General features: G+C 72.4%; 20 protein-coding genes. 16 read left to right on the top strand and 4 right to left on the bottom strand.

Going from position 1 to position 23,778, the window contains the following annotated elements:
* Positions 1-102 precede the first annotated feature (102 nt).
* The 4 genes from ACQUQD_RS26620 (at position 103) to ACQUQD_RS26605 (ending at position 5,779) form a co-directional block, all read left to right on the top strand.
* Positions 103-3,087 carry a beta-N-acetylglucosaminidase domain-containing protein gene (locus ACQUQD_RS26620; protein ID WP_428954652.1) on the top strand — a complete coding sequence of 995 codons (2,985 nt, stop codon included), beginning with the start codon at positions 103-105 and terminating at the stop codon, positions 3,085-3,087.
* A gap of 96 nt (positions 3,088-3,183) precedes the next feature.
* Complete coding sequence (locus tag ACQUQD_RS26615) at positions 3,184-3,726, top strand: PadR family transcriptional regulator (protein ID WP_428954651.1); 543 nt, start codon at positions 3,184-3,186, stop codon at positions 3,724-3,726.
* Positions 3,723-4,430 carry an ABC transporter ATP-binding protein gene (locus tag ACQUQD_RS26610; RefSeq protein ID WP_428954650.1) on the top strand — a complete coding sequence of 236 codons (708 nt, stop codon included), beginning with the start codon at positions 3,723-3,725 and terminating at the stop codon, positions 4,428-4,430. Before ACQUQD_RS26615 ends, ACQUQD_RS26610 begins: the two co-directional genes overlap by 4 nt.
* Positions 4,427-5,779, top strand: a complete 1,353-nt coding sequence (locus ACQUQD_RS26605; RefSeq protein WP_428954649.1) for an FtsX-like permease family protein — start codon at positions 4,427-4,429, stop codon at positions 5,777-5,779. The genes ACQUQD_RS26610 and ACQUQD_RS26605 overlap by 4 nt, the downstream gene beginning before the upstream one ends.
* Positions 5,780-5,838: 59 nt before the next feature.
* On the opposite strand, the gene ACQUQD_RS26600 is transcribed toward ACQUQD_RS26605, so the two are convergent.
* Positions 5,839-6,912 (bottom strand): mechanosensitive ion channel family protein, encoded by a 1,074-nt coding sequence (locus tag ACQUQD_RS26600; protein ID WP_428954648.1) that lies wholly within the window; start codon positions 6,910-6,912, stop codon positions 5,839-5,841.
* A gap of 273 nt (positions 6,913-7,185) precedes the next feature.
* Between ACQUQD_RS26600 and ACQUQD_RS26595 the strand changes: the two genes are divergently transcribed.
* Together ACQUQD_RS26595 and ACQUQD_RS26590 are read left to right on the top strand one after the other, a co-directional pair.
* A complete protein-coding gene (locus ACQUQD_RS26595; RefSeq protein WP_361542039.1) occupies positions 7,186-7,722 on the top strand; it encodes an HNH endonuclease in 537 nt (178 codons plus the stop codon).
* A gap of 18 nt (positions 7,723-7,740) precedes the next feature.
* Entirely contained in the window at positions 7,741-8,052 is a 312-nt protein-coding gene (locus tag ACQUQD_RS26590) for a hypothetical protein (RefSeq protein WP_428954647.1), read from the top strand.
* Positions 8,053-8,115: 63 nt separating this feature from the next.
* Here the strand turns inward: ACQUQD_RS26590 and ACQUQD_RS26585 are convergent, their stop codons facing one another.
* The 3 genes from ACQUQD_RS26585 to ACQUQD_RS26575 are packed head-to-tail and all read right to left on the bottom strand — an operon-like array spanning position 8,116 to position 9,987.
* Entirely contained in the window at positions 8,116-9,111 is a 996-nt protein-coding gene (locus tag ACQUQD_RS26585) for a hypothetical protein (protein WP_428954646.1), read from the bottom strand.
* A gap of 3 nt (positions 9,112-9,114) precedes the next feature.
* Positions 9,115-9,648 (bottom strand): hypothetical protein, encoded by a 534-nt coding sequence (locus tag ACQUQD_RS26580; protein ID WP_428954645.1) that lies wholly within the window; start codon positions 9,646-9,648, stop codon positions 9,115-9,117.
* 9 nt (positions 9,649-9,657) lie between these two features.
* Entirely contained in the window at positions 9,658-9,987 is a 330-nt protein-coding gene (locus ACQUQD_RS26575; protein WP_428954644.1) for a hypothetical protein, read from the bottom strand.
* Between the two features lie 309 nt (positions 9,988-10,296).
* On the opposite strand from ACQUQD_RS26575, the gene ACQUQD_RS26570 reads away from it, so the two are divergent.
* From ACQUQD_RS26570 to ACQUQD_RS26525, 10 genes are all read left to right on the top strand, one after another.
* Positions 10,297-11,463 carry an ROK family transcriptional regulator gene (locus ACQUQD_RS26570; protein ID WP_428954643.1) on the top strand — a complete coding sequence of 389 codons (1,167 nt, stop codon included), beginning with the start codon at positions 10,297-10,299 and terminating at the stop codon, positions 11,461-11,463.
* Positions 11,464-11,525: 62 nt separating this feature from the next.
* On the top strand, positions 11,526-12,863 hold the full coding sequence (locus ACQUQD_RS26565; protein WP_428954642.1) for an ABC transporter substrate-binding protein: 1,338 nt from the start codon (positions 11,526-11,528) through the stop codon (positions 12,861-12,863).
* 10 nt (positions 12,864-12,873) lie between these two features.
* On the top strand, positions 12,874-13,809 hold the full coding sequence (locus ACQUQD_RS26560) for a carbohydrate ABC transporter permease (protein ID WP_428954641.1): 936 nt from the start codon (positions 12,874-12,876) through the stop codon (positions 13,807-13,809).
* 4 nt (positions 13,810-13,813) lie between these two features.
* On the top strand, positions 13,814-14,719 hold the full coding sequence (locus ACQUQD_RS26555) for a carbohydrate ABC transporter permease (RefSeq protein WP_428954640.1): 906 nt from the start codon (positions 13,814-13,816) through the stop codon (positions 14,717-14,719).
* 8 nt (positions 14,720-14,727) lie between these two features.
* The gene (locus tag ACQUQD_RS26550) at positions 14,728-15,993 is read left to right on the top strand and encodes a 6-phospho-beta-glucosidase (RefSeq protein ID WP_428954639.1); all 1,266 of its coding nucleotides are present in this window, start codon (positions 14,728-14,730) and stop codon (positions 15,991-15,993) included.
* Positions 15,984-16,970 (top strand): N-acetylglucosamine kinase, encoded by a 987-nt coding sequence (locus ACQUQD_RS26545; RefSeq protein WP_428954638.1) that lies wholly within the window; start codon positions 15,984-15,986, stop codon positions 16,968-16,970. The genes ACQUQD_RS26550 and ACQUQD_RS26545 overlap by 10 nt, the downstream gene beginning before the upstream one ends.
* Positions 16,971-17,273: 303 nt before the next feature.
* Positions 17,274-18,716, top strand: coding sequence for a hypothetical protein (locus ACQUQD_RS26540; RefSeq protein ID WP_428954637.1), 1,443 nt, complete (start codon positions 17,274-17,276; stop codon positions 18,714-18,716).
* A 14-nt stretch (positions 18,717-18,730) separates the two neighbouring features.
* Positions 18,731-19,762: a glutamate ABC transporter substrate-binding protein gene (locus ACQUQD_RS26535; protein ID WP_428954636.1), complete on the top strand. Its 1,032-nt coding sequence runs from the start codon at positions 18,731-18,733 to the stop codon at positions 19,760-19,762.
* A gap of 52 nt (positions 19,763-19,814) precedes the next feature.
* Positions 19,815-21,134, top strand: a complete 1,320-nt coding sequence (locus ACQUQD_RS26530; RefSeq protein WP_428954635.1) for a hypothetical protein — start codon at positions 19,815-19,817, stop codon at positions 21,132-21,134.
* 179 nt (positions 21,135-21,313) lie between these two features.
* Complete coding sequence (locus tag ACQUQD_RS26525) at positions 21,314-23,776, top strand: tetratricopeptide repeat protein (RefSeq protein ID WP_428957665.1); 2,463 nt, start codon at positions 21,314-21,316, stop codon at positions 23,774-23,776.
* Positions 23,777-23,778: the final 2 nt, after the last annotated feature.

Genomic DNA, 23,778 nt, shown 5'->3' with positions numbered 1-23,778 from the left:
CGGCACATCGGCCACGGGCGTTGACACCCTGCCCCGGACAGTGGTGGGCTCGTCAGCCATGCTGGGACAGGTCTGTCCCCTTGACCATTCGAGGAGTACGCGGTGCAGCTCCGGCGCAGGAAGCGGGCGGCCGCCCTCGCGGTCGCCGTCATCGCGGGGACGCTGGGCGGGGCCACGGGAGCGCTGGCGGCGCCGCCCGCCCCCGGCGGCCCCTTCGCGGGTGACCTGGAGTCGGAGTCGGGGCTGCCGTCGGTCTGGCCGCGCCCGCAGTCGCTGAAGGCGGCGGCGAACGGGGTGTCGGTCCCGGACGACGTGGTGCTCGTGACGCCGCCGGGCACCGACCCGTACGCGGTGGAGGCGCTGCGCACGGTGCTGCGCGGCGCGGGCGCGCGGGAGATCCGGCAGGTGGACGCCGAGACGGCGGTGCCGGCCGGCTCCGGGCTCGTGGTGCGCACGGGCTCGACCACGCCCGAGACCTCCTCCGGGGCGGCCGACTACCGGACGGGCTCTTGGGACAGCGGCACCGGTTCGCTCGACGCGACGCTGCGCGGGCTCGGCGCCGCCGCCCGCCGCGATCTGCCCGCCGGCGGCTACCGCCTCGCCGTGGGACACGTGTCGGGGCGTCCGACCGTCGCCATGGAGGGCATCGGGGACGACGGCCTGTTCCACGCCGCGCAGACGTTCCGGCAGCTGGTCCAGGGGCGGACCGTCGCCGGGGCCGTCGTCCGGGACTGGCCGGGCACCGCCGTGCGCGGCCTCACCGAGGGCTTCTACGGGACGCCCTGGACCACCGGACAGCGGCTCGCGCAGCTCGACTTCATGGGCCGCACCAAGCAGAACCGCTACCTCTACGCCCCCGGCGACGACCTGTTCCGGCAGGCCCGCTGGCGCGAGCCGTACCCGGCGGAGCGGCGGGCGGACTTCCGCCGGCTCGCCGAGCGGGCCCGCGCCAACCACGTCACGCTCGCCTGGGCCGTCGCACCCGGACAGGCGATGTGCATGTCGTCCCCCGACGACGTCAAGGCGCTCAACCGCAAGCTGGACGCCATGTGGGCGCTCGGGGTGCGGGCCTTCCAGCTCCAGTTCCAGGACGTGTCGTACAGCGAGTGGCACTGCGCGTCCGACGCGCGGGAGTTCGGGTCCGGGCCGAAGGCCGCGGCGAAGGCGCAGGCGAAGGTCGCGAACGCGGTGGCCCGGCACCTCGCCGCGCGGCACCCGGACGCCGAGCCGCTGTCGCTGATGCCGACCGAGTACTACCAGGACGGGCGGACCGCGTACCGCACGGCGCTGGCCCGCGGCCTGGACGACGCGGTGCAGGTCGCGTGGACCGGCGTCGGCGTGGTGCCGCGCACCATCACCGGGGGCGAACTGGCGGGCGCCCGGGCGGCGTTCGGCTCGTCGGGCGGCACGCACAAGCTGCTCACGATGGACAACTACCCGGTGAACGACTACGCGCAGGACCGTATCTTCCTCGGCCCGTACACCGGCCGGGAGCCGGCGGTGGCGTCCGGTTCGGCGGCGGTGCTCGCCACCGCGATGGAGCAACCCGCGGCGTCCCGCATCCCTTTGTTCACCGCCGCGGACTACGCGTGGAACCCGCGCGACTACCGCCCCCAGGAGTCCTGGAAGGCGGCGATCGACGACCTGGCGGGCGGCGACGCGGACACGGGCGCGGCGCTGGGCGCCCTGGCGGGCAACGACGCCTCGTCGGTCCTCGGCGCGGACGAGTCGGCGTACCTCAGGCCGCTGTTCTCCGCGTTCTGGCAGGCGCGTACGACGACGGACGCGGCACGGAACAAGGCGGCGGCAACGGAGCTGCGGGCCGCGTTCACGGTGATGCGGCGCACGCCCGACGGGCTCGACGACACGGCCCTGGAGGACGAAGTGCGTCCCTGGAGCGAGAAGTTGGGGCTCTACGGCGCGGCGGGCGAGACGGCCGTCGACATGCTGGACGCGGCGGCGCGCGGCGACAGCACGGCGGCGTGGACGGCGTCGCGCCGGCTCGCGACGCTGCGCACGGAGCTGAAGAAGAGCCAGGTCACCGTCGGCAAGGGCGTGCTGGACCCGTTCCTGGCCAGGGCCGCGAGGACGTTCGCGGCGTGGTCGGGGGTCTCGGGGCCCGACGCGGCGAGCGGTGAGCGGGCCGAACTCCCGCGGGTGCGCGCCCTGTCGACGGTCACCGTGCTGGCCGATCCGGGTACGACGGGCTCGGTCGAGGCCCATGTGGCCGGCGAGGGCTGGCAGCGGCTCGGCGCGCTCGCGGACGGCGGTTTCACGGAGCTGGCCGCGAAGAACGTCCGGGCGGACGCGGTACGGGTCACGGGCGCGTCCGGCGGCGCGGTCCGTCACGTCGTCCCCTGGTACACGGACTCCCCCGCCGTCTCCGTCACGCTGGCCCGCACCGAGGCCGACGCGGAGATCGGCGGCGGCGCGCAGCGGGTGACCGCCCGGCTGACCTCGCGCCGCCCCGCGGACGTCCACGGCAGGCTGACGGCGAAGGCACCGCACGGCATCCGCGTCGAGGTGCCGAAGAGGTCGGCGCTGCCGCGCGGCACCACGGTGGACGTGCCGGTCGAGGTCACGGTCCCCGAGGGCACCCCGGCGGGCACCTACGACGTGCCGGTGGCGTTCGGCGACGAGACCCGGACGCTGACCGTGCGCGCCTACCCGCGCACCGCGGGCCCCGATCTCGCCCGCTCGGGCACCCCGTCGTCCTCGGCGGACGAGACGCCGGACTTCCCGGCCGACGGCGCCAACGACGGGGACGTGGGGACCCGTTGGTCGTCCCCGGCGAAGGACGGCGAGTGGTGGCAGGTGGAGCTCGCGAAGCCGGTCCGGCTCGGCCAGGTGGTGCTGCGCTGGCAGGACGCGTACGCGTCCGGCTACCGCGTGCAGACCTCCGCCGACGGCCGCGCCTGGCGCACGGCGGCGACCGTGCGGGACGGGCAGGGCGGACGCGAGTCGGTGCGGATGGACGCGAAGGACGTGCGGTTCGTGCGGGTCGTCGGTGACAAGAGGGCGACGCGGTTCGGCATCTCGCTGTGGTCGGTGGAGGCGTACGCCGTGGCGGAGGCCCCGGGCGACTGAGCCGCACGGCACCTGAACGGAACCCCGGTTCCCACTTGTTGCCGCCTCGCCGATCACTATGTACTCAGTACATATACGCGGTACATAATGATCGCCATGAGCACCCGCCATGTCCTGCTGGGGCTGCTCGCTTCCGGTCCCCGGCACGGCTACGACCTGAAGCGACGCCACGACGAGCGGTTCCCGCAGGCCCGCCCCCTCGCCTACGCGCAGGTCTACACGACCTTGCAGCGCCTGGTCCGCGACGGACTCGTGGAGGTCGACGGCACGGATTCCGACGGCGGCCCGGAGCGCACCCTGTACCGGTCGACCGCCCGGGGCAGGGGTGAACTCCTCGGCTGGGCCGGGGAGATCACGCCGCCCGCGCCGCACGTGGCCAACGAGATCTTCGCCAAGGTCGTCGTCTCGATCCTGGTCGCCGACCACGGCGCCGACCCCGCCGCGCACCTGCTCGCCCAGCGTGCCGCGCACATGGCCCGGATGCGCGAACTGACCGCGCTGAAGAGCGACCCGGGGGCCGATCTGACGACCGTCCTGTCCGCCGACTACGCCCTGGCCCACCTCGACGCCGACCTGCGCTGGATGACCACCACCGCGGCCCGGCTCGCCACTCTGACCGCGGAGGTCACCGCAGCATGAGCAACTCCTTCCTCCTGTCGGCGCACGGCCTGACCAAGGCGTACGGGAAGACGCCGGCGCTGAGCGGCGCCTCCGTCGGCGTGCGCCCGGGCGAGATCCTCGCCGTCACGGGCGCCAGCGGCAGCGGCAAGTCGACGCTGCTGCACTGCCTGGCCGGCATCGTCCGCCCCGACGAGGGCACGGTGACGTACGCGGACACCCGGCTCGACGGCCTCGGCGAGGAGCGGCTGAGCGAGCTGCGCCGCACCGACTTCGGCGTCGTCTTCCAGTTCGGCCAGCTCATCCCGGAGCTGACGGCCCTGGACAACGTCGCCCTGCCGCTGCTGCTGGCCGGCCGCCCGCGCGCCGCCGCGCAGGCGGAGGCCGACGCGTGGCTGGAGCGGTTCGGGGTGCGCGGCCGGCGCGAGCTGCGGCCCGGCGAGCTGAGCGGCGGCCAGGCCCAGCGGGTCGCGCTGGCCCGGGCCCTGGTCACGGAGCCGAAGGTCGTCTTCGCCGACGAGCCGACCGGCGCACTGGACTCCCTGGCGACCGAGCAGGTCATGACGTCCCTGGTCCACACCGCGCGCGAGACGCACACGGCGGTGGTCCTGGTGACGCACGAGGCGCAGGTGGCGGCGTACGCGGACCGGGAGGTGAGCCTGCGCGACGGGGTGGTGCAGGAGACCTCGCCGCACGCCGTGCTGTCGGCGGAGGTGGCCCGATGAGTGTCACCTCCGACCTGCGCCTCGCGTGGCTGCTGACCCGCGGGGCGGACCGGCTGGAGCGGCGCCGGGCCGTGCTCACGGCGCTCGGCGCGGCGGTGGCGACCGGGTTCGCGCTCGCGGCGGTCGCCTTCGGGAGCCTGCGGGGCCAGGTCCATTTCCCGTTCGGCCACGGTCTGCTGGACCAGCCCGGCACACGGCACGGCGTCGTCGCCGCGCTGCTGCTCCTCCTCGTCCCCGTCCTCGGCTTCCTCGGGCAGTGCGCCCGGATCGGCGCGGTCCACCGCGAGCGGCGCCTGGCCGCGCTGCGGCTCTCGGGGGCGGGCCCCCGGCAGGTGCGGCGGATCGCGGCCCTGGAGGCGGGGCTCACGTGCCTGCTGGGTGCGGTGGCCGCCTTCGTGGTGAGCACGGTGTGCGTGGTGGCGGCGGGCCGGCTGCCCGATCCGCTCGCCTGGGCCGGGTCCGTCCTCGTGGTCCTGGTGGTCCCGGCGCTGGCCGCGCTGGTCGGTGCCTTCGCGCTGCGCCGGGTCGTGGCGTCCCCGCTCGGGCACGTCCGCCGGGAGAGGCCGGGGGGCGGTCCCGGCCTCGTGACCGGGCTGCTGCTGCCCGCTCTCGTGGTCGTGCTCGGTGCGGTCCTGGTCCTGAACCAGGGCCGGACGGGCCGGACCGCTTCCCTGCCGCTGTTCGTGGTCGGCGCCGTCGTGCTGACCGGCGCGGGCGCCATCCGGGTCGCGGGCGCGGCCGCCGCGATCCTGGGGCGGCGGCTCGCACCGCGCACCGAGCGGCCCGCCGTGCTGCTCGCCGCGCACCGGCTCCAGGAGGACCCCTGGTCGGCGGCGCGCAGTCACGCGGCGATCGTCCTGGTCACCGTCGTCGGCGTCGGCCTGGCCGGCATCCGGGAAGTGCTGCTCGAGCAACTGTCCGTGAACGCGGCCGAGACCGGCGTGGCCCAGGACGTCGGCTACTACGCCTTCGGCCTGAACCTCACCGCCGCCGCTGTCCTGATCGCCCTGCTGATCAGCCTGGCCGGGCTCGCGGTGGGCACGGCCGAGTCGCTGTCCTCGCGGCGCCGGGCGCTCGCCGCGCAGGCCGCCGCCGGAGTGCCGCGCCGGGTCCTGACGCGGGCCCTGCTCCTGGAGACGGGGCTGCCGCTGCTGCCCGCGCTGCTCCTCGCGACGGCCGGCGGCACGGCGATCCACACGGCGTACGCGTTCGTCACGGACCGGTCCGTGACGCTCGTGACACCGCTCCTGGTGCCCTTCGCCGTCTACGCGGCGTGCCTGCTGGCGGCGGCCACCACGCTGCCGCTGCTGCGCCGCTCGGTGCAGCCGGCTCAGCTGCGGACCGCCTGACGCGGACGGGGGCGCCCGGAGAGAGATCTCCGGGCGCCCCCGCGTCGTCGTACCGGGTGCTACTTGGCCAGGTTCGGCGGCACTATCGGGGAGGCGGCCAGCGACTGCGGCGACGTGGTGGACGCGTACGCGGACGGCGCCGACATACCGGCCGTCGGGTCGGCCGGATCGGCGTCCACCTGCGCGGGCACGCCGCCCACGATGCGGATGCCGGCCTCGTCGAAGGCCCGCTTGATGCGCCAGCGCAGTTCGCGCTCGACGGTCAGGGCCTTGCCGGGCATGGTCTTGGCGGTGACGCGGACCACCATCGAGTCGAGCAGCACGCTGTCCAGGCCGAGCACCTCGACGGGGCCCCACAGCATCTCGTTCCACGGCTCGGCCTTGCTCATGGTCTCGCCGACCTCGGCCAGGGCCGCCTTCACCTTGTCCAGGTCCTCGTCGGCGCGGACGGTGACGTCGACGCCGGCCGTGGCCCAGCCCTGGGAGAGGTTGCCGATGCGCTTGACCTCGCCGTTGCGCACGTACCAGATCTCGCCGTGGTCGCCGCGCAGCTTGGTGACCCGCAGGCCCACCTCGATGACCTCGCCGGAGGCGACTCCCGCGTCGATGGTGTCCCCGACGCCGTACTGGTCCTCCAGGATCATGAAGACACCGGAGAGGAAGTCGGTGACGAGGTTGCGGGCGCCGAAACCGATCGCGACACCGGCGACACCGGCGGAGGCCAGCAGCGGCGCGAGATTGATGTCGAACGCGCTGAGGATCATCAGCGCCGCGGTGCCCATGATCAGGAACGAGGCGACCGAGCGGAGCACGGAGCCGATGGCGTGGGAGCGCTGGCGGCGCCGCTCCACGTTCACGAGGAGACCGCCGAGCGCGGTGCCGTCGACGGCCTGCGCGGTGCGGTTCATGCGCTCGATGAGTTTGGTGATGGCGCGCCGTATCGCCACCCGCAGCGCACAGGCGATGACGACGATCAGCAGCACCCGCAGACCGATGCCCAGCCAGGCCGACCAGTTCTGCTCGACCCAGCTGGCGGCCTGACCGGCCTGCTCCTGGGCGTCCTTGAGGGTGGGTTGCGGGGTGTCGGACGAGGAGTCGCTCGCCCCCGCGGCCGACAGGACGGACAAGATCACGGCAGGTACCTCCAGGCGTAGCCATCTGCCCGCCTCGGGACGCGGCTCGGGGACATGAGCGGGCAGACCCACCACACTAACGGGGCATTGTGTGTGGATCGTTGTGATGTTCGAGGGAGAGCCGGTACCCGCCTGGGGATGAAGGACGTGTGGTCGAAAACACTCCCAGCCCGTTACGTGGACATGGTGGCGCCACGACCAGGCATGAGGGGAGACTGGCTACGAGATCGTCCCGGCGCGAGCCACGCGCCGCCGGCGTACAAGGAGGCCTCCGTGCCGCATGTCCTGGTCCTCAACGCGTCGTACGAGCCACTCGGCGTCGTACCGCTCCGCCGCGCGCTCGTACTCGTCCTCGAGAACAAGGCCACGTGCCTCGAGGAGTCCGGCGCCTTCATGCACAGCGCGACACGCACCGTCCCCGCTCCCAGCGTGGTCCGGCTCAAGCGGTTCGTCCGGGTCCCCTACCGGGGGCCCGTTCCTCTGACCCGGCGTGCACTGTTCGCCCGTGACGGCGGCCGGTGCATGTACTGCGGTGGCGTCGCAACCAGCGTCGACCACGTGATCCCGCGCAGCCGCGGCGGTCAGCACGTCTGGGACAACGTGGTGGCGTCGTGCCGCCGCTGCAACCACACCAAGGCCGACCGCCACCTGGTGGAGATCGGCTGGCGCCTGCGCCACAAGCCCGCCCCGCCCACGGGCCTCGCGTGGCGCATCATCGGGACCGGGCATAGGGACCCGCGCTGGCTGCCGTACCTGCAGCCGTTCGGCGCGGACGAGGCGCTGGCCCGGATCGAAGGCGTCTCCGCCTGATCTTCGATCCGGGTCTTCGTGTTCCGGGTGGCCGGCAGCCGCAGTCCTGGGCGGTCGGCCCCTCCCCTGTGCGGTCACCGCCGGGCGGACCGGAATCCAGGGCACCGAAGGGAAGCGAACCGGTGCGGCGGCGTCACCGTGGCGTCCGGGGACGTGGTCGTCGCCGACGAGGACGGCGTCGTGATCGTGCCCGCCGCCCGCGGCGCCGAGATCCTCGCGGACGCGCGGGCGAAGCTCGCGCAGGAGGCCGCCGAGACGCTGGACGCGTGGGAGACGGCGCACCGGGCGAAGGTCGAGGCCGCGCTGCACGCGGGAGGCTTCACCGGCTGACGGGCCGAAGCCGGGCGTCAGCCTGTCCCCGCCGCCCGGCCGGCCGCGGGGCACGGCCGTGCGTCAGATCAGATCCTCGTCGGCGTGCCGCACGCCGCCCTTCTTCTCCCGCAGTGTGGCCCGTACGCGCTCCAGGACCTGCGGGAAGTCCAGCGGGTCGCCGGAGTCGACGGTGGCCTCGGCCGAGGAGGAGACCCTCAGGTTGATCGAGGTGCGGTCGCCGCTGGAGACGATGATCTCCATCACGCGCTTCGTGTCGAACCGGGCGAAGTACACGCGCTGCGAGGGCCGCGGGTTCACGTACTGCCCGCCGTGCCGGTTGAGCGGTACGGAGGAGGTGCGCACCGCCACCACGTCCTGGTAGTGGTACTCGTTCGTGCTCTCCTTCAACTGACCTGTGTAGAGGTCGAGTTCGCACTTGTAGATGGCCAGCTGGTAGTGGGTGGGGCAGATCACCATGAACTCGTAGCGCGAGTACCGGGTCCGTCCGTCCGCGCCGATGGCGCTGTTGCAGGGGAAGGCCGGGCCCCAGACCATCATCTGGTTGCCGCCCGGGACCGCCGTCGCGCCGGCCCGGGCCTCGATGTCGGTGAAGCTCACCCCGGCCGTGCCGGAGACGCCCCTGGGCTGCACCAGATCCGCGTCGGTGAGGCCGAGCTGGGGCAGGGCGCGGTTCAGGATGGAGAAGGAGTCCATGCCGATCAGCTGGTCGATCTCGGCGTCGCTGGGGCGGGGCATCGCCAGCGCGTACGCGGCGTCGTAGACCTTCTTCGCCGACAGGCCGCTGCCGCCGACGATGCAGCCGACCACCAGCAGGATGGCGCCGAGCCCCTTGCCTCCGGCGTCCGCCGCGACGAGCAGCAGCACGCCGAGGACCAGGGCGCCGGCGCCGATCCCCATCTTGATCTGGGCGGACCGCAGCGCTGCCGGGTGCGGCGGGTCGATGAAGTAGCGGGCGATCCAGTGGGCCGGGGGCCGCGAGGTCTGCCCGCCCGGGGCGGGCTGCTGTCCCTGCGGCGGCACGTGCGGCTGTGGCGCCGAGGGCGGCGGTAACGTCATGGCTCAGGACTCCTGGGGGTTCGGGGACGTGGCTCTGCGTCCGGCGGCGCGGCCGAGCAGCGCGCGGACGGGGCTCTCGGGGACGTGGACGTGGTCGACGATCTCGCGGGCCCGGTCCGGGTCGACCAGGGCGACGAGGCGGCGGGTCTCCGCGCCGGGCATGGGCGGGCCCGCGGGGCCGCTCGCCACCATGCCGTCGTTGATGACGAGGGCGAGGAGCCGGGCGTGGTGGCAGTCGGGGTGCTCGGTGACGAGCCGGACCAGGCGCGCGGTCAGGTCGTGGATCTGGCGGGCGCCGTAGCGGTCGGGGTGGCGGCCGCGCAGGGCGGCGAGGACCAGCCGGAAGCGGGCGAGCGGGTCGCCCGGGTCCGTCGTCAGCACCTGCTTGAGGTGGGTGATCGCGGACTCGTAGTCCTGTGCGCGCAGCGCGTTCTCGGCCGCGGCGCGGTGGTCGGTCGCGGGGGCGCCCGCGTTGATCACGACGTCCGCGTTCTGGATCAGGCCGGCCCGCTGGCTGCCGATGTGGAAGTCGGTCATGACGCCGCCTCAGCCGAGCGGCAGCGCGGCGACGATCGCCTCGAGGGAGGTGACGATCCCCGCGGCCGAGGCGACGCCGGCGAGGAGCCCGGCGGCCCTGGCGAGCGCGGTGCGCACCCGCCCCGGGTCGGCCTGCGGGGACGAGGCCTCTTCCAGGGCGCCGACGAGCTCGGCCGCCGCCTGCTCCGCGCGCGCGTCGCCCTGAACGGCCGGGGCCCGCAACTCCGCGATCAGCAGGGCCAGTTGGTCGGCGAGTTCACCGGGCGGACCGCCGTGGTTGTGGATCACATCGGCTTGCTGGATGGTGCCGCTCTGCTGCCGGATGTTGAAGGTGGCCATGCGAACCCCCGAGGTGCCTGACGCGCACAAGACGCAGGAGACATAGAAGACGTAGAAGACGTAGATGGCAGGGAACGACTGTAGACACCGGAACCACCTGAATGTGATGCAAGTTACAAATCCGGTGACGTTCCGCTACGGACCGGGGCCGGAAGGCCGTCGGCCGGCCCGGCGCCGACCCGGCCGCCGTGCACGTAACGACTTGGTAGCCGCCGATCCACCCCCTATTGACGCCCCCTTCATTCGCGCCATACGTTCCTCGCACCCAATAGGAAACTTTCCTAACAGTGCTGCGAGGAGGCAGGACACATGGCTGGTACCCCCGGCACGCCCAGCGTGCTGCGCGCCATGAACGACCGCGCGGCGCTCGACCTCCTCGTGGCCCACGGCCCGCTGACCCGCACCCGGATCGGCGAGCTCACCGGCCTCTCCAAGCCGACCACCTCGCAGATCCTCGGGCGGCTCGAAGCCGCGTCGCTCGTGCGGACCACCGGCAGCCAGACCGGCCGCCCGGGACCGAACGCGGTGCTCTACGAGATCCACCCCGGCGCCGCGCACATCGCCGCGCTGTCCGCCGACCCGACCGGCATCACCGCCGTCGTCGCCGACATCAGCGGCGCCGAGCGCGGCCGGTGCCGCATCGAGGCGCACGCCGTCGCCGAGGACGTGCGCCACCGCACCGCCCAGCTCGTCGCCGAGGCCGTCGACGGGGCTCTTGACCGGGCCGGGCTCGGCCACGACGACCTGACCGCCACCGTCATCGGCACCCCGGGCGCGATCGACCCGCACTCGGGCCGGCTCCGGTACGCCCCGCACCTGCCGGGCTGGCACTCGCGCACCCTGCGCACGGAACTGGCGGAGGTGCTCGGCACCCCGGTCTCCATCGAGAACGACGTGAACCTCGCCGCCGTCGCCGAGCAGTACGAGGGCGCCGCCCAGGACCACGACGACTTCGTGCTCGCGTACGTCGACGAGGGCGTCGGCGCCGCGATCGTGCTCGGCGGCGTGCTGCTGCGGGGTGCGACCGGCGGCGCGGGCGAGATCGGCTACATGCCGCTGCCCGGCGCCCCGCTGGCCCGCGGCGGCGACGCCGTCATCGCCCGCAACGACGCGGGCGGCGGGTTCCAGAGCCTGGTCGCCGCCCCCGCCGTGCGCCGGCTCGCGGGCGGCGTCGAGGACCTGACCGAGGCGCTCGCCCGGGGCGACGTCCTCGACGAGGTCGCCCGGCGTCTCGCCACCGGCCTGGCCGCTGTCGTCGCCGTCGTCGACCCCGAACTCGTCGTCCTGTCCGGGCAGGTGGCCCAGGCCGGCGGCGACGCCCTGCGCGAGCGGGTGGAGGCCGAGCTCACCGGACTCGCCCTGCCCCGCCCCCAGTTGCGCATCAGCCGGCTCGACGGCGACCCCATCCTCACCGGCGCCCTGCGCACCGCCCTGACCCAGGCCCGCGACTCCGTCTTCGACACCAGCGGCGCCTGACCCCGATCCCCCGCACGCCCGTCTCCCCTCCCCAGCCCCCGTACACGTAAAGGACGTTCGCCATGTCGCGATGGCGTATACCCCTGCGCGCCCCCGTGGTGCTCGCCGCGGCCGGACTGCTGCTCGCCGGCTGCGCCAACCCGAGCACCGGCAGCGCCGACGACGATCCGACCGAGCCCGTCACCATCAAGTTCTGGCACGGCTGGTCGGCGCCCGGCGAGGTCAAGGCGATCAACGACTCGATCGCCCGCTTCGAGAAGCTCCACCCGAACATCCACGTGCAGGCCACCGGCAACGTCACGGACGCCACCGTCAACCAGGCCCTGCGCGCGGGCGGCGACGAGGCCCCCGACGTCGTCTCGTCCTTCACCACGAACAACGTCGGGCAGTACTGCGACTCCGGGATGTGGGCCGACCTCGACCCGTTCATGAAGAAGACCGGGCTCGACAAGAACAAGGTCTTCCCGAAGTCGCTTCTGAACTACACGAGTTACGACGGCAACCAGTGCGCTCTGCCGCTGCTCGCGGACGCCTTCGGGATGTACTACAACAAGGACGCCTTCAAGGAGGCGGGCATCACGCACCCGCCGAAGACGATGTCCGAGTTCGTCGCCGACTCCAAGAAGCTCACGAAGAGGAAGGGCTCCTCGTACGAGCGCGTCGGCTTCATGCCGAACTTCCGGCTCTACCAGAACAGCCCCGACCGGCTGTTCGCCCAGTGGGGGCCGACCTACTTCGACAAGGACGGCTCGTCACGGCTGTCCAAGGACCCGGCCTCGTACGACTTCTTCAAGACCGCGAAGAAGCTGATGGACGCGCAGGGCGGATACGGCGCCCTGGAGCGGTTCCGCACGTCCTTCGGCGACGAGATGTCGAACCAGAACGCCTTCCTGAACGGCAAGCTGGCCATGCACCTCGACGGTGAGTGGCGCGGGCTGATGCTGAACGACGCCAAGGCCAAGTTCACGTGGGGCGTGGCCCCGCTGCCGGTCCCCGACGACCAGGCCGAGACGTACGGGCGCGGCTACCTCACCGGCACCGTCGCCGGCATCGCGCACAGCAGCAAGCACCAGAACGCGGCCTGGGAGCTGGTGAAGTTCCTGACCGCCGACACCGACCAGGTCGTGAAGTTCGCCAACGCGATCCACAACGTGCCCTCGACGAAGGCGGCCCTCAAGTCGCCGAAGCTGGATGCCGATCCGACGTTCCGCACGTTCCTGGACATCGCGAAGAACAAGTACAGCCAGGTGCTGCCCCCGTCGACGAACGGCGGCATGTACGTCGTCCAGCTCCAGGACTTCTCGTACACCGAGGAGGCGGGCAAGGTCCCGAACCTGAAGAAGGGCCTGCAACGGCTCGACAAACTCATCGACGCCGACACCCTGCAGTCGCAGAACTGAGGACCCGCGCATGGCAATCGCACTCTCCCGGCCCGCGCGGCGCAGACTGCGCACCCTGGGCTTCCTGTCCCCCTGGCTGATCGGGTTCAGCGTCTTCTTCGCGTACCCGCTGCTGGCCACCGTCTACTTCTCGTTCATGCACTACAACCAGATCAAGGCGCCCACGTTCGTGGGGCTGCGGAACTGGAAGTACGTGTTCCAGGACATGCCGCTGTTCGGCCCCGCCCTGTGGAACACGCTGTGGCTCGTCGTGATCATGGTGGCGCTGCGGGTCGTCTTCGGACTCTCGCTCGGGCTGCTCGTCACGAAGATCAAGAGCGGGGTCGGCCTCTTCCGGACCGCCTTCTACCTGCCCTACCTCGCCCCGCCGGTGGCCGCCACCGTCGCCTTCGTGTTCCTGCTCAACCCGGCGACCGGACCGGTCAACGAGGTCCTGAGCAAGATCGGTATCGACGGCCCGAACTGGTTCAACGACGCCGCCTGGGCCAAGCCGTCCCTCGTCCTGCTGTCCCTGTGGGGCATCGGCGACCTCATGGTCATCTTCATGGCCGCGCTGCTCGACGTACCGAAGGAGCAGTACGAGGCGGCGGAGCTGGACGGCGCCGGGCCGTTCGCCAAGTTCCGCTACGTGACCTGGCCGTCGATCACGCCGATCGTCATGTTCGCCGTGGTGACGGGCGTCGTGCAGACCATGCAGTACTACACGCAGGCCCTGGTCGCCGGGAAGATCGCCTCCGGCGTCTCCATCGGCCCCGGCTCGGTGATCCAGCCCGGCTACCCCGACCACTCGACCCTCACGGTCCCCCAGCTCGTCTACTCGATGGGCTTCCAGAACTTCAACACCGGCGCGGCGTGCGTGCTCTCGCTCGTCCTGTTCGTCATCGCGATGGCCGTGACGATGCTGCTCATGCGCAAGCGCTCGGGCCTGCTCGCGGCGGAGGACTGATCCCATGACCACCACCACCCTGCACCCGGCGGCGACCGCCGGCGGCGCCGTCGACGACAGAGGCACCGCCCCGAACCGCCCGCGCCGCAAGGAGATCCTCAACTGGATCGCCGTGCACAGCATCGCGATCGCGGTGGCGCTCCTGTTCGTCCTCCCCTTCGTGTTCGTCTTCCTCACGTCCGTGATGAGCGACGACCAGGCGATGAGCGGCGATCTGTGGCCGAACTCCTGGCACTGGGAGAACTACAGGACCGTCTTCGAGACCGACGGCTTCCTCGACTGGTGGAAGAACTCGATCATCTACGCGGCCCTGGGCACGCTGCTCACCGTGTGCTCGGCGATCCCCGTCGCGTACGCGCTCGCCAAGTTCCGCTTCCGCGGCCGCCGCACCGCGATGATCCTCGTCATCTCGACGATGATGCTGCCGCCGCAGGTCATCGTGATCCCGATGTACCTGGTGTGGGCCCAGCAGTTCCACCTCTCCGGGACGCTGTGGCCGCTGATCATCCCGATGGCGTTCGGCGACGCGTACTCGATCTTCCTGCTGCGTCAGTTCCTGCTGACGATCCCGAAGGAGTACATCGAGTCGGCGAAGGTCGACGGCTGCGGCGAGCTGCGCACCCTGCTGAAGATCGTGGTGCCGATGGCCAAGCCGGGCATCGCCGCGATCGCCCTCTTCCAGTTCTTCTACTGCTGGAACGACTACTTCGGGCCGCAGATCTACGCGGCCCAGAACCCGGCTTCCTGGACGCTGAGCTACGGCCTCGAATCCTTCAAGTCCGCGCACAGCGTCAACTGGAACCTGACGATGGCCGCGACGCTCCTCGTGATGGCGCCGGTCTGCATCGTCTTCTTCTTCGCACAGAAGGCCTTCGTCGAAGGCGTCACCCTCACCGGAGTAAAGGGCTGAGAACGCACATGAAGCTCGCAGTGGTCGGCGGAGGGTCGACCTACACACCCGAACTCATCGACGGATTCGCGCGGTTGCGGGACACCCTGCCGATCGAGGAGCTGGTCCTCGTCGACCCGGCGGCCGACCGTCTGGAGCTGGTCGGCGGTCTGGCCCGGCGGATCTTCGCCAAGCAGGGCCACCCCGGCGTCATCCGCACCACGTCCGACGTGGACGCCGGTGTCGCCGACGCCGACGCCGTACTGCTCCAGCTGCGCGTCGGCGGGCAGGCCGCCCGCAACCAGGACGAGACGTGGCCCCTGGACTGCGGCTGCGTCGGCCAGGAGACGACCGGCGCCGGCGGCCTCGCCAAGGCGCTGCGCACCGTCCCGGTCGTCCTCGACATCGCCGAGCGCGTCCGCCGCACGAACCCGGACGCCTGGATCATCGACTTCACGAACCCGGTGGGCATCGTGACGCGGGCGCTGCTCCAGGCCGGGCACAAGGCGGTCGGCCTGTGCAACGTCGCCATCGGCTTCCAGCGCAAGTTCGCGAAGCTGCTCGACGTGAACCCGTCGCAGGTGCACCTCGACCACGTCGGCCTCAACCACCTCACGTGGGAGCTGGGCGTCCGCCTCGGCGGCCCGGACGGCGAGAACCAGCTGCCGCGCCTGATCGCCGAGCACGGCGACGCGATCGCCGAGGACCTGCACATGCCGCGCGCGATCGTCGACCGCCTGGGGGTCGTGCCGTCGTACTACCTGCGCTACTACTACCAGCACGACGCCGTCGTGCGGGAGCTGCGCACCAAGCCGTCCCGCGCCGCCCAAGTGGCCGAGATGGAGCGGGAGTTGCTGAAGATGTACGGCGACCCGACGCTGGACGAGAAGCCGGAGCTGCTCGCCAAGCGCGGCGGCGCCTTCTACAGTGAGGCGGCCGTCGACCTCGCGGCGTCGCTGCTCGGCAACGGGGGCTCGCGCCACCAGGTCGTCAACACGTACAACAACGGCACGCTGCCCTTCCTGCCCGACGACGCGGTCATCGAGGTGCAGGCGGCCGTCGACGGCAAGGGCGCCCGCCCGCTGCCGGTGCCGCAGCTCGACCCGCTGTACGCGGGCCTCATCGCGAACGTGACGGCGTACGAGGACCTGGCCCTGGAGGCCGCCCTGCGCGGCGGCCGCGACCGCGTCTTCAAGGCGCTGCTCGCACACCCGCTGGTGGGCCAGATCGAGTACGCCGAGCAGCTCACGGACCAGCTGATCGCGCACAACCGGGAGCACTTGGCGTGGGCCTGAGCACCAGCGTGCTCGCGATCGACGCGGGCAACAGCAAGACCGACGTCGCGGTGGTCGCGGCCGACGGCAGTGTCGTCGGCGCGGCCCGCGGCGGCGGGTTCCAGCCGCCCCGGGTGGGCGTCGAGGCGGCCGTGGACGTCCTGGCGGACGCGGTCGGCCGGGCGTTCGCGCAGGCGGGAGTCGAATCGGCCGCGCATGTCTCGGCGTGTCTGGCCAACGCCGATCTGCCCGTCGAGGAGCGGGAGTTGGCGGCCGCCCTGCGCGCCCGCGGCTGGTCGTCCACGGCGAGTGTCGACGTACGCAACGACACGTTCGCGGTGCTGCGGGCCGGCCTCCTGGAGGACGCGGAGCCGCGCGGTGTCGCCGTGGTGTGCGGCGCGGGCGTCAACTGCGCGGGCATGCTGCCGGACGGCCGCACCGCCCGCTTCCCGGCGATCGGCAAGATCTCCGGCGACTGGGGCGGCGGCGGGGGCCTGGCGGAGGAGGCCCTCTGGTTCGCGGCGCGGGCCGAGGACGGCCGCGGCGAGCCGACGGCCCTGATGCGGACGCTGCCCGCGCACTTCGGCGTCCCCTCCATGTACGCCCTCATCGAGGCGCTGCACCTGGAGCGGGTGCCGGTGGAACGCCGCCATGAATGCACCCCCGTGCTGTTCGCCACGGCGGCGGACGGCGACCCGGTGGCCCGTGCGCTGGTCGACCGGATGGCCGACGAGGTCGTGGCCATGTCCACGGTGGCCCTGCGGCGTCTCGATCTGCTGGACGACGAGGTGCCGGTACTGCTGGGCGGGGGCGTGCTGGCGGCACGTCACCCTCAACTGGATGCGCGCATCGCCGAGTTGCTGGCGGAGCGGGCTCCCAAGGCGGTCCCCCGGGTGGTGTCGGAGCGACCCGTCCTGGGCGCGGCCCTGCTGGGCCTGGACGCGATCGGGGCTCCCCCGGAGGTGCATGCGCGGGTGCGGGCCCACTTCGCGCCGTAGCTCCGCGCGTTCGTTGCCGGGTGCCTCCAGGGGCGCGGGGAACTGCGCGACCAGCCACGACGGCGCGGCACCCGGCAACCGACCGTCGCCGCCACGGCGCCTATCCGTGCTTTCAGGGCCGCGGCGAACTGCGCGGCCAGCCCCTCACGCACGCGCGGCAGGCACACGAACGGGAACCGAACACGGCTCCCGGCACGTGTTCCCCACAGGGCCCCGCACACAAGATCCAGGCAAGACCTGTGCGGATCCCCGTCTCGGCAGCGATACTTGCGGCCGACGTACGACCATGGGGGAGGGTCGAGAGTGACATATCTGCAGAACGGGAGCACCGCACCGCCGGGGCACGGCGCCGTGCCGACGATGCCGAGCGTGCCGCCGCAGCAGACACGCGGCGGCACGTCATCAGGCCCACGTCCGGCGGAACCACGCCGCACCGCCTGGGCGGAGGGCATCGACCGGCTCAAGGCCGGGGCCACGACCGAGCCGGGCCGGCTGCGCATCATCGGGGCCGTGATCGCGCTGCTCGTCGTCGCGTTCGGCGCGACGACGGCCTGGCAGATGACGGACCGCTCGGCCGCGGCCGACGACGTGCTGCACTCCAGCCAGCCGCTGAGCGCCGACGCCGCCGACATCTACCGCTCGCTCGCCGACGCCAACACCGCGGCGTCCAGCGGTTTCCTGGCGGGGGGCCAGGAACCGGCGGACGTGCGCGACCGGTACGAGCGGGACATCCGGACCGCCGCCACCAAGCTCGTGACCGCCGCGGCCAGCACCGACCCGGGGTCCCCCTCGGCGAAGACGATCGCGAAGCTGAACACGCTGCTGCCCGAGTACAAGGGCCTCATCGAGCGGGCCCGCGCCAACAACCGGCAGGGCTTCCCGCTGGGCGGCGCCTATCTGCGGTACGCGAACGACAAGATGCAGGAGCAGATGCTCCCGGCCGCCGAGGATCTCTACAAGAACGAGAACCAGCGGCTGCGCGACGACTACGACGCGGCGACCCCGTACCCCTGGATCGCGATGGCGCTCGGGGTGCTCGCGCTCGGCGGTCTCGTCTGGGCCCAGCGGCGCAACTACCGCCGCACGAACCGGGTGTTCAACCACGGCCTGCTCGCCGCGACCGCCGCGTCGACGGTCGTACTGCTGTGGCTGGTGGTCGGGCACACGGTCGCGCGCAGCGGGCTCAACTCCTCGTACGACCACGGCGTACGGTCCCTGAACGTGCTGCACGACGCGAGCATCGCGTCCCTGAAGGCGCGCGGCAACGAGAACCTGACGCTGGTCAGCCGCGGCGCCGAGACCAAGCAGGTGGGCGGCAGGACCGAGGACAAGTACGACTACGACTTCAAGAAGCAGATGAGCACGCTGGCCGCCAAGCTGAAGACGGCGGACGCGCTCGCCGACGACGTCGCGGGCCGGGCGCCGGTGGGCAAGGCGAACGACAGCATGAAGGAGTGGCTGGCCCGCCACAAGATCGCGCGCGAGCAGGACGACGACGGCAACTACCAGGGCGCCCTCGACAAGATCATCGGTTCGAGGGAGAACAAGCCGACGGGCGACTGCTTCGATCTGGTGGACGACAGTCTCGACACGGCGCTCACGCACGAGCAGCGGCAGTTCAGCGCCGACGCGGGCGACGGGCGTGACGCGATGACCGGGCTGCCCGTCGGCGCGGCGCTGCTGGCGGTGCTCGCCGCCGCGGGCGCGGTGCTCGGCATCGGGCGCAGGCTTTCGGAGTACCGGTGAGAGGGGGTGCGGTGATGGATGAGCGAGGTGCGCGCAAGGTGAGTCTGCGCGGCTGGGGCGGCGTGGCGGCGATGGCGGTGGCCTGCGCCCTGACGGTGGTGTTCGCGCTGCTGCTCCCCCTGACGCAGCGCGACTCCGGCGGCGACGGCAGCACGGGGCTCGGCTCGGGCGGCGTGGCCGCCGGTACGCAGGCCAGGGCGGACGACTGCAACCCGGACGTGGCGGGCAAGGAGCCGGAGCGCAGCCTGGATCCGGACGGCGACGACAGCGGCGGCGCCGTCCAGAAGATCAAGGACCGCGGTGTCCTGCTGGTCGGCGTCGACCAGAACAGCTACCGGTGGGGCTACCGGGACCCCAACAGCAAGGACAAGAAGAAGAACGAGCTGGAGGGCTTCGACATCGATCTGGCCCGCGAGATCGCGAAGGAGATCCTCGGCAGCCCCGAGAAGATCCGTTTCAAGGCCATCCCCACCAACGAGCGCATCCCCGCCATCAAGCGCGGCGACGTCGACATGGTGGTGCGCACGATGACCATCAGCTGCAAGCGGCTCGAGGAAGTCGACTTCTCCACGGCGTACTTCCAGACGGGCCAGCAGGTGCTCGCCCCGAAGGCCTCGAAGATCTCGGGGTACGACGACTCGCTCGACGGCAAGCACATCTGCGCGGCGTCCAGTTCGACGGCGGAGTCGGCGCTGAACGGGGACACGGCGAAGGACAAGCAGCCGCGGAACGCCAAGATCCTCATCGTGCCGAACCAGCTGGACTGCCTGGTGCGCCTCCAGCTCGGCGAGGTGGACGCGGTGGTCACCGACGGCGCGCTCGCGGCGAGCCAGGCCGCGCAGGATCCGACAGTGGACCTCAAGGGTGAGCCGTTCACCAAGGAGTACTACGGCGTCGCCATGCAGAAGGGCTCGAAGGAGCTGGTGCGCCGGGTCAACAAGATCCTGGAGAAGTACCGCTCCGACGGCTGGCAGAAGTCGTACGCGAACTGGCTGGAGCAGACGCTCGGCGCGTCCTCGGGACCGCCCGCGCCGAAGTACAAGTAGCAGGGCAAGTAACCTCATTTTCACGGCATTTCAGCGAAGCGAGAGGTGATCGATGGGCGTCGCGGGACCCCCTGGTCCGGTGATGGACCGGGACGAGGTGGACCGTGCCCTGGCCCGGCTCGGTGCCGAGCACGAGGCGATCGAGACGTCGCTGCTCGCGCTCCAGGACCACGCCGGACGCCGCCTGCTCGAAGGCGCCGAGCTGACCGGGACGACCCGGGACCGCTGGGCGGCCGCCGAGCAGGCGATCACGCTGCTGTGGACGTACTTCGACGCGTACACGGGAGCGCTGCGCCTCGCACGTGACGTCCGCACCCGGCGCAAGTGGCCGAACCGGGACGACCTCGTGCAGCTGACGGAGCTGCTGCGCGGCGAGTCCGTCACGGTCGCCTCGGGCGCGGGGCACGGGACGCCGTCGTCGATCACCGGCCCCGCGAAGCTGTCCGAGCACTTCACGCTGGCCGCGCTGGTGCAGCGGATGAACGACCTGTACGCGTCGTCCCTCGACATGGTCGTGGCCGCCGACGCGGTGTGGTCGGCGCTGCCCGCCCGGATAGACATGCTCTCGGCCGAGCTGGGCCGCACGCGGCAGCTCGCGCACTCCGTGGGCGTACGGCCCGGGGAGCACCCGGCGGGTGACGACCTGGAGCGGATCACCGGCTCGCTGACCCGGCTGCGCGAGCAGGTGGTGTCCGATCCGCTCACGTACTGGCAGAAGGCGCAGGGCAGTTCGGCGCCCGGCGGCGGCCGCCCGGACACCACGGCGTACGACCGTCAGGCGCGCGCCCTGGAAGAGGTGCGGCGGGAGATCGAGGCCGTGCTGACGGTGCGGCAGGACGCGGAGTCGCGGCTGGGCCGGCTGCGGGACGTGCTCTCGCGCGCGGACCGTACGCTCGCCGAGGCGAGATCGGCGCGCGGGGAGGTGCTCGCGAAGATCGCCGCCTCTGAGGTGCCGGCGGTGTCCGGTCCGCCGATCGCCCTGCAGGAGCAGCTGGCGACGGCCGCCGAGTACCGCAGGCACGGCCAGTGGCACCGGCTCTCGCCGCTCCTGGAGTCCCTGGAGACGAAGGCCGAGGACGAACTGCTGCGGGCCCGCGAGTCGTTGACGGCGGTGACGGCGCCCCTGGCCGTCCGCGCGGAGCTGCGCGGGCGGCTCGACGCGTACAAGGCGAAGGTCGCGCGGCTGGGGTTCGCGGAGGACCCTCTGCTCGTGGAGCGGTACGACGCGGCGCGCCGCATGCTGTGGAGCGCGCCCTGCGATCTGCGGGTGGCGGGCGAGGCGGTGCTGCGCTACCAGCGGGCGGCCGCCGAGGTGTTGTCGGCGGGCGGGCCCGAGCGGGCCGCGCCGGCCGACCGGAGGGGGGAGTCGTAGGCATGGCGCAGAAGTGCACGCGGCCCGGTTGCACGGGTTCGTACGAGGACATGGGCGGGGAGCTGTACTGCGACACGTGCGGGCTGAAGCCGGACGGTGCCACGGGCGGCGTGCCCGCGCAGGCCGGCCCGGTGTCCCGCGGCTGTCAGCGGCCCGGCTGCGGCGGCTCCTACGAGGACATGGGCGGCGGCGAGCTGTACTGCGACACCTGCGGGCTCGCCCCGGTGGTGTCGCCGACGGGCCTGGTGTCGTCGCCGCCGACCGGGGTCGCGGGCCGTGGTGCGCGCGGCTCGCAGAGCTCGGCGTCGAGCTCGCGGGCCTCGTCCCGGGCGTCGTCGCGGTCCTCGCAGTCGCGCCGGTCGGTGTCGGGCCGGCTGTCGCGGTCGCTGTCCGGGAGCGCGACGTCCCGGTCGGTGTCGGTGCGCAGCTCCGGCTCGTCGGCGAGCGGTTCGGGGCGGGCCCGGCTCGGCGCGGGCCTGGTGCGGGTCCCGGACGTGCCGCGCCCGGACCCGCGCGTGATGGTGCAGGAGAACCCCGAGGTCCCCGAGCGGAAGCGATTCTGCTCGCGTTCGGACTGCGGTGCGCCGGTGGGGCGTTCGCGCGGTGACCGGCCCGGCCGCACGGAGGGGTTCTGCACGAAGTGCGGGCACCCCTACTCGTTCGTGCCGAAGCTGGGCGCGGGCGACATCGTGCACGGCCAGTACGAGGTCGTGGGCTGTCTGGCGCACGGCGGTCTCGGCTGGGTCTATCTCGCCATCGACCGTGCCGTGTCGGACCGTTGGGTGGTCCTCAAGGGTCTGCTCGACACCGGTGACCAGGACGCGATGGCGGCGGCGATCTCGGAGCGGCGCTTCCTCGCGGAGATCGAGCACTCGAACATCGTCCGCATCTACAACTTCGTCGAGCACCTCGACCAGCGCACCGGCTCCATGGACGGCTACATCGTCATGGAGTACGTCGGCGGCAAGTCCCTGAAGGAGATCGCCAACGAGCGGCGCACCGTCGACGGCAGACGCGACCCGCTGCCGGTGGAGCAGGCGTGCGCGTACGGCATCGAGGCGCTGGAGGCCCTCGGGCACCTGCACAGCCGCAACCTGCTGTACTGCGACTTCAAGGTGGACAACGCGATCCAGACCGAGGACCAGCTCAAGCTCATCGACATGGGTGCGGTCCGCCGGATGGACGACGACGAGTCCGCCATCTACGGGACGGTCGGCTATCAGGCGCCCGAGGTCGCCGAGATCGGCCCGTCCGTCGCCTCCGACCTCTACACGGTCGCCCGCACCCTCGCGGTCCTGACGTTCGACTTCCAGGGCTACACGAACGTGTTCGTGGACTCCCTGCCCGACCCCGACAACATCGAGGTCTTCCGCCGGTACGAGTCGTTCTACCGGCTGCTGGTACGCGCCACCGACCCGGACCCGGCCCGCCGGTTCGCCTCCGCCCAGGAGATGACCGAGCAGTTGACGGGGGTGCTGCGCGAGGTCGTGGCGCTGCAGACGAGCCGGCCGCGGCCCGCCCTGTCGACGCTGTTCGGGCCCGAGGTGAAGGTCACCGACACCGAGCTGTTCGCGCGGCTCGAGGGCGAGGTGTCCCCTCTCGGGGCGCGGGCGGTCCCCGTCCGCGTACGGAAGAAGGCGGCCGCGCTCGCCACCCCGGTGGTCCCCGCTCTGCCGCCGTCACCGTCCGCGCTGGTCAAGCGGCTCCAGGGGGCGGCCACCGCGGTGGCGCTGCCGGTGCCGCGGGTGGATCCGGGCGACCCGAACGCCGGGTTCCTCGCGGGCCTGATGGCGTCCGCGCCGGCCGAGCTGATCTCGGCGCTGCACGCGGCGCCCACCGGCTCCCTGGAGCTGCGCCTGCGCGAACTGCGGGCCCGCCTGGAGATGGGCGAACTCGACTCGGCGGTGCGGGGGCTGACGGCCCTGGAGGCCGACCACCCGGACGACTGGCGGGTGGTCTGGTACCGGGGCGTGGCGGCGCTCGCGACGGGCGATCACGCGAACGCGGCGCTGTCGTTCGACGCGATCTATGACGCGTTCCCCGGCGAGCCCGCGCCGAAGCTGGCGCTCGGGGTGTGCGCGGAGGTCCTGGGGCAGCTGGACAACGCGGCGGAGTACTACCGCCTGGTGTGGTCCACCGACCCGAGCTATGTGAGCGCCGCGTTCGGCCTGGCGCGGGTGCAGCTCGCCGCCGGGGACCGGGGCGGCGCGGTGCGCACCCTGGAATCGGTGCCGGAGTCGTCGATCCACTACACGGCGGCGCGCGTCGCGTCGGTGCGGGCGCGCCTGCGCGGACGGATGACCGGAGGGCTGGGCGGCGACCCGCTGCTGAACGATCTGACGGCCGCGGCCGGGCAGGTCGAGGCGCTCCAGTCGTTCGGCCTCGACGCGGTGCGCCGCGAGGAGTTGTCCACCGAGGTCCTCGGTACGGCGCTGGACTGGGTACTCTCCGGTAGGCAGGGTTCCGGTCAGCCCCAGGGCCCCGTACGCACGGTGGTCCTCGGCAACGACCTGGACGAGCGCGGCCTGCGTCTCGGCCTGGAGCGCTCGTACCGGACACTGGCCAGGCTCGCTTCGCGCGGCGAGGAGAGGATCGAACTGGTGGAGCGGGCCAACCGCTACCGCCCCCGGACGTGGGTGTGAGT

The sequence above is a fragment of the Streptomyces sp. cg35 genome (genome assembly GCF_050410835.1).
In the GTDB taxonomy this organism is placed as follows: Bacteria; Actinomycetota; Actinomycetes; order Streptomycetales; family Streptomycetaceae; genus Streptomyces.
The sequence above is the reverse complement of the archived record's forward strand: the minus strand, read 5'-3'. Positions and strand labels throughout refer to the sequence as shown.

Excerpts from the sequence above, each read along its gene's own strand:
- ACQUQD_RS26530 (WP_428954635.1), top strand. The coding sequence starts at position 19,815 with ATGGGCGTCGCGGGACCCCCTGGTCCGGTGATGGACCGGGACGAGGTG.
- ACQUQD_RS26605 (WP_428954649.1), top strand. The coding sequence starts at position 4,427 with ATGAGTGTCACCTCCGACCTGCGCCTCGCGTGGCTGCTGACCCGCGGG.
- ACQUQD_RS26565 (WP_428954642.1), top strand. The coding sequence starts at position 11,526 with ATGTCGCGATGGCGTATACCCCTGCGCGCCCCCGTGGTGCTCGCCGCG.
- ACQUQD_RS26570 (WP_428954643.1), top strand. The coding sequence starts at position 10,297 with ATGGCTGGTACCCCCGGCACGCCCAGCGTGCTGCGCGCCATGAACGAC.
- ACQUQD_RS26610 (WP_428954650.1), top strand. The coding sequence starts at position 3,723 with ATGAGCAACTCCTTCCTCCTGTCGGCGCACGGCCTGACCAAGGCGTAC.
- ACQUQD_RS26585 (WP_428954646.1), bottom strand. The coding sequence starts at position 9,111 with ATGACGTTACCGCCGCCCTCGGCGCCACAGCCGCACGTGCCGCCGCAG.
- ACQUQD_RS26535 (WP_428954636.1), top strand. The coding sequence starts at position 18,731 with ATGGATGAGCGAGGTGCGCGCAAGGTGAGTCTGCGCGGCTGGGGCGGC.
- ACQUQD_RS26525 (WP_428957665.1), top strand. The coding sequence starts at position 21,314 with ATGGGCGGCGGCGAGCTGTACTGCGACACCTGCGGGCTCGCCCCGGTG.
- ACQUQD_RS26580 (WP_428954645.1), bottom strand. The coding sequence starts at position 9,648 with ATGACCGACTTCCACATCGGCAGCCAGCGGGCCGGCCTGATCCAGAAC.
- ACQUQD_RS26555 (WP_428954640.1), top strand. The coding sequence starts at position 13,814 with ATGACCACCACCACCCTGCACCCGGCGGCGACCGCCGGCGGCGCCGTC.
- ACQUQD_RS26615 (WP_428954651.1), top strand. The coding sequence starts at position 3,184 with ATGAGCACCCGCCATGTCCTGCTGGGGCTGCTCGCTTCCGGTCCCCGG.
- ACQUQD_RS26550 (WP_428954639.1), top strand. The coding sequence starts at position 14,728 with ATGAAGCTCGCAGTGGTCGGCGGAGGGTCGACCTACACACCCGAACTC.
- ACQUQD_RS26575 (WP_428954644.1), bottom strand. The coding sequence starts at position 9,987 with ATGGCCACCTTCAACATCCGGCAGCAGAGCGGCACCATCCAGCAAGCC.
- ACQUQD_RS26560 (WP_428954641.1), top strand. The coding sequence starts at position 12,874 with ATGGCAATCGCACTCTCCCGGCCCGCGCGGCGCAGACTGCGCACCCTG.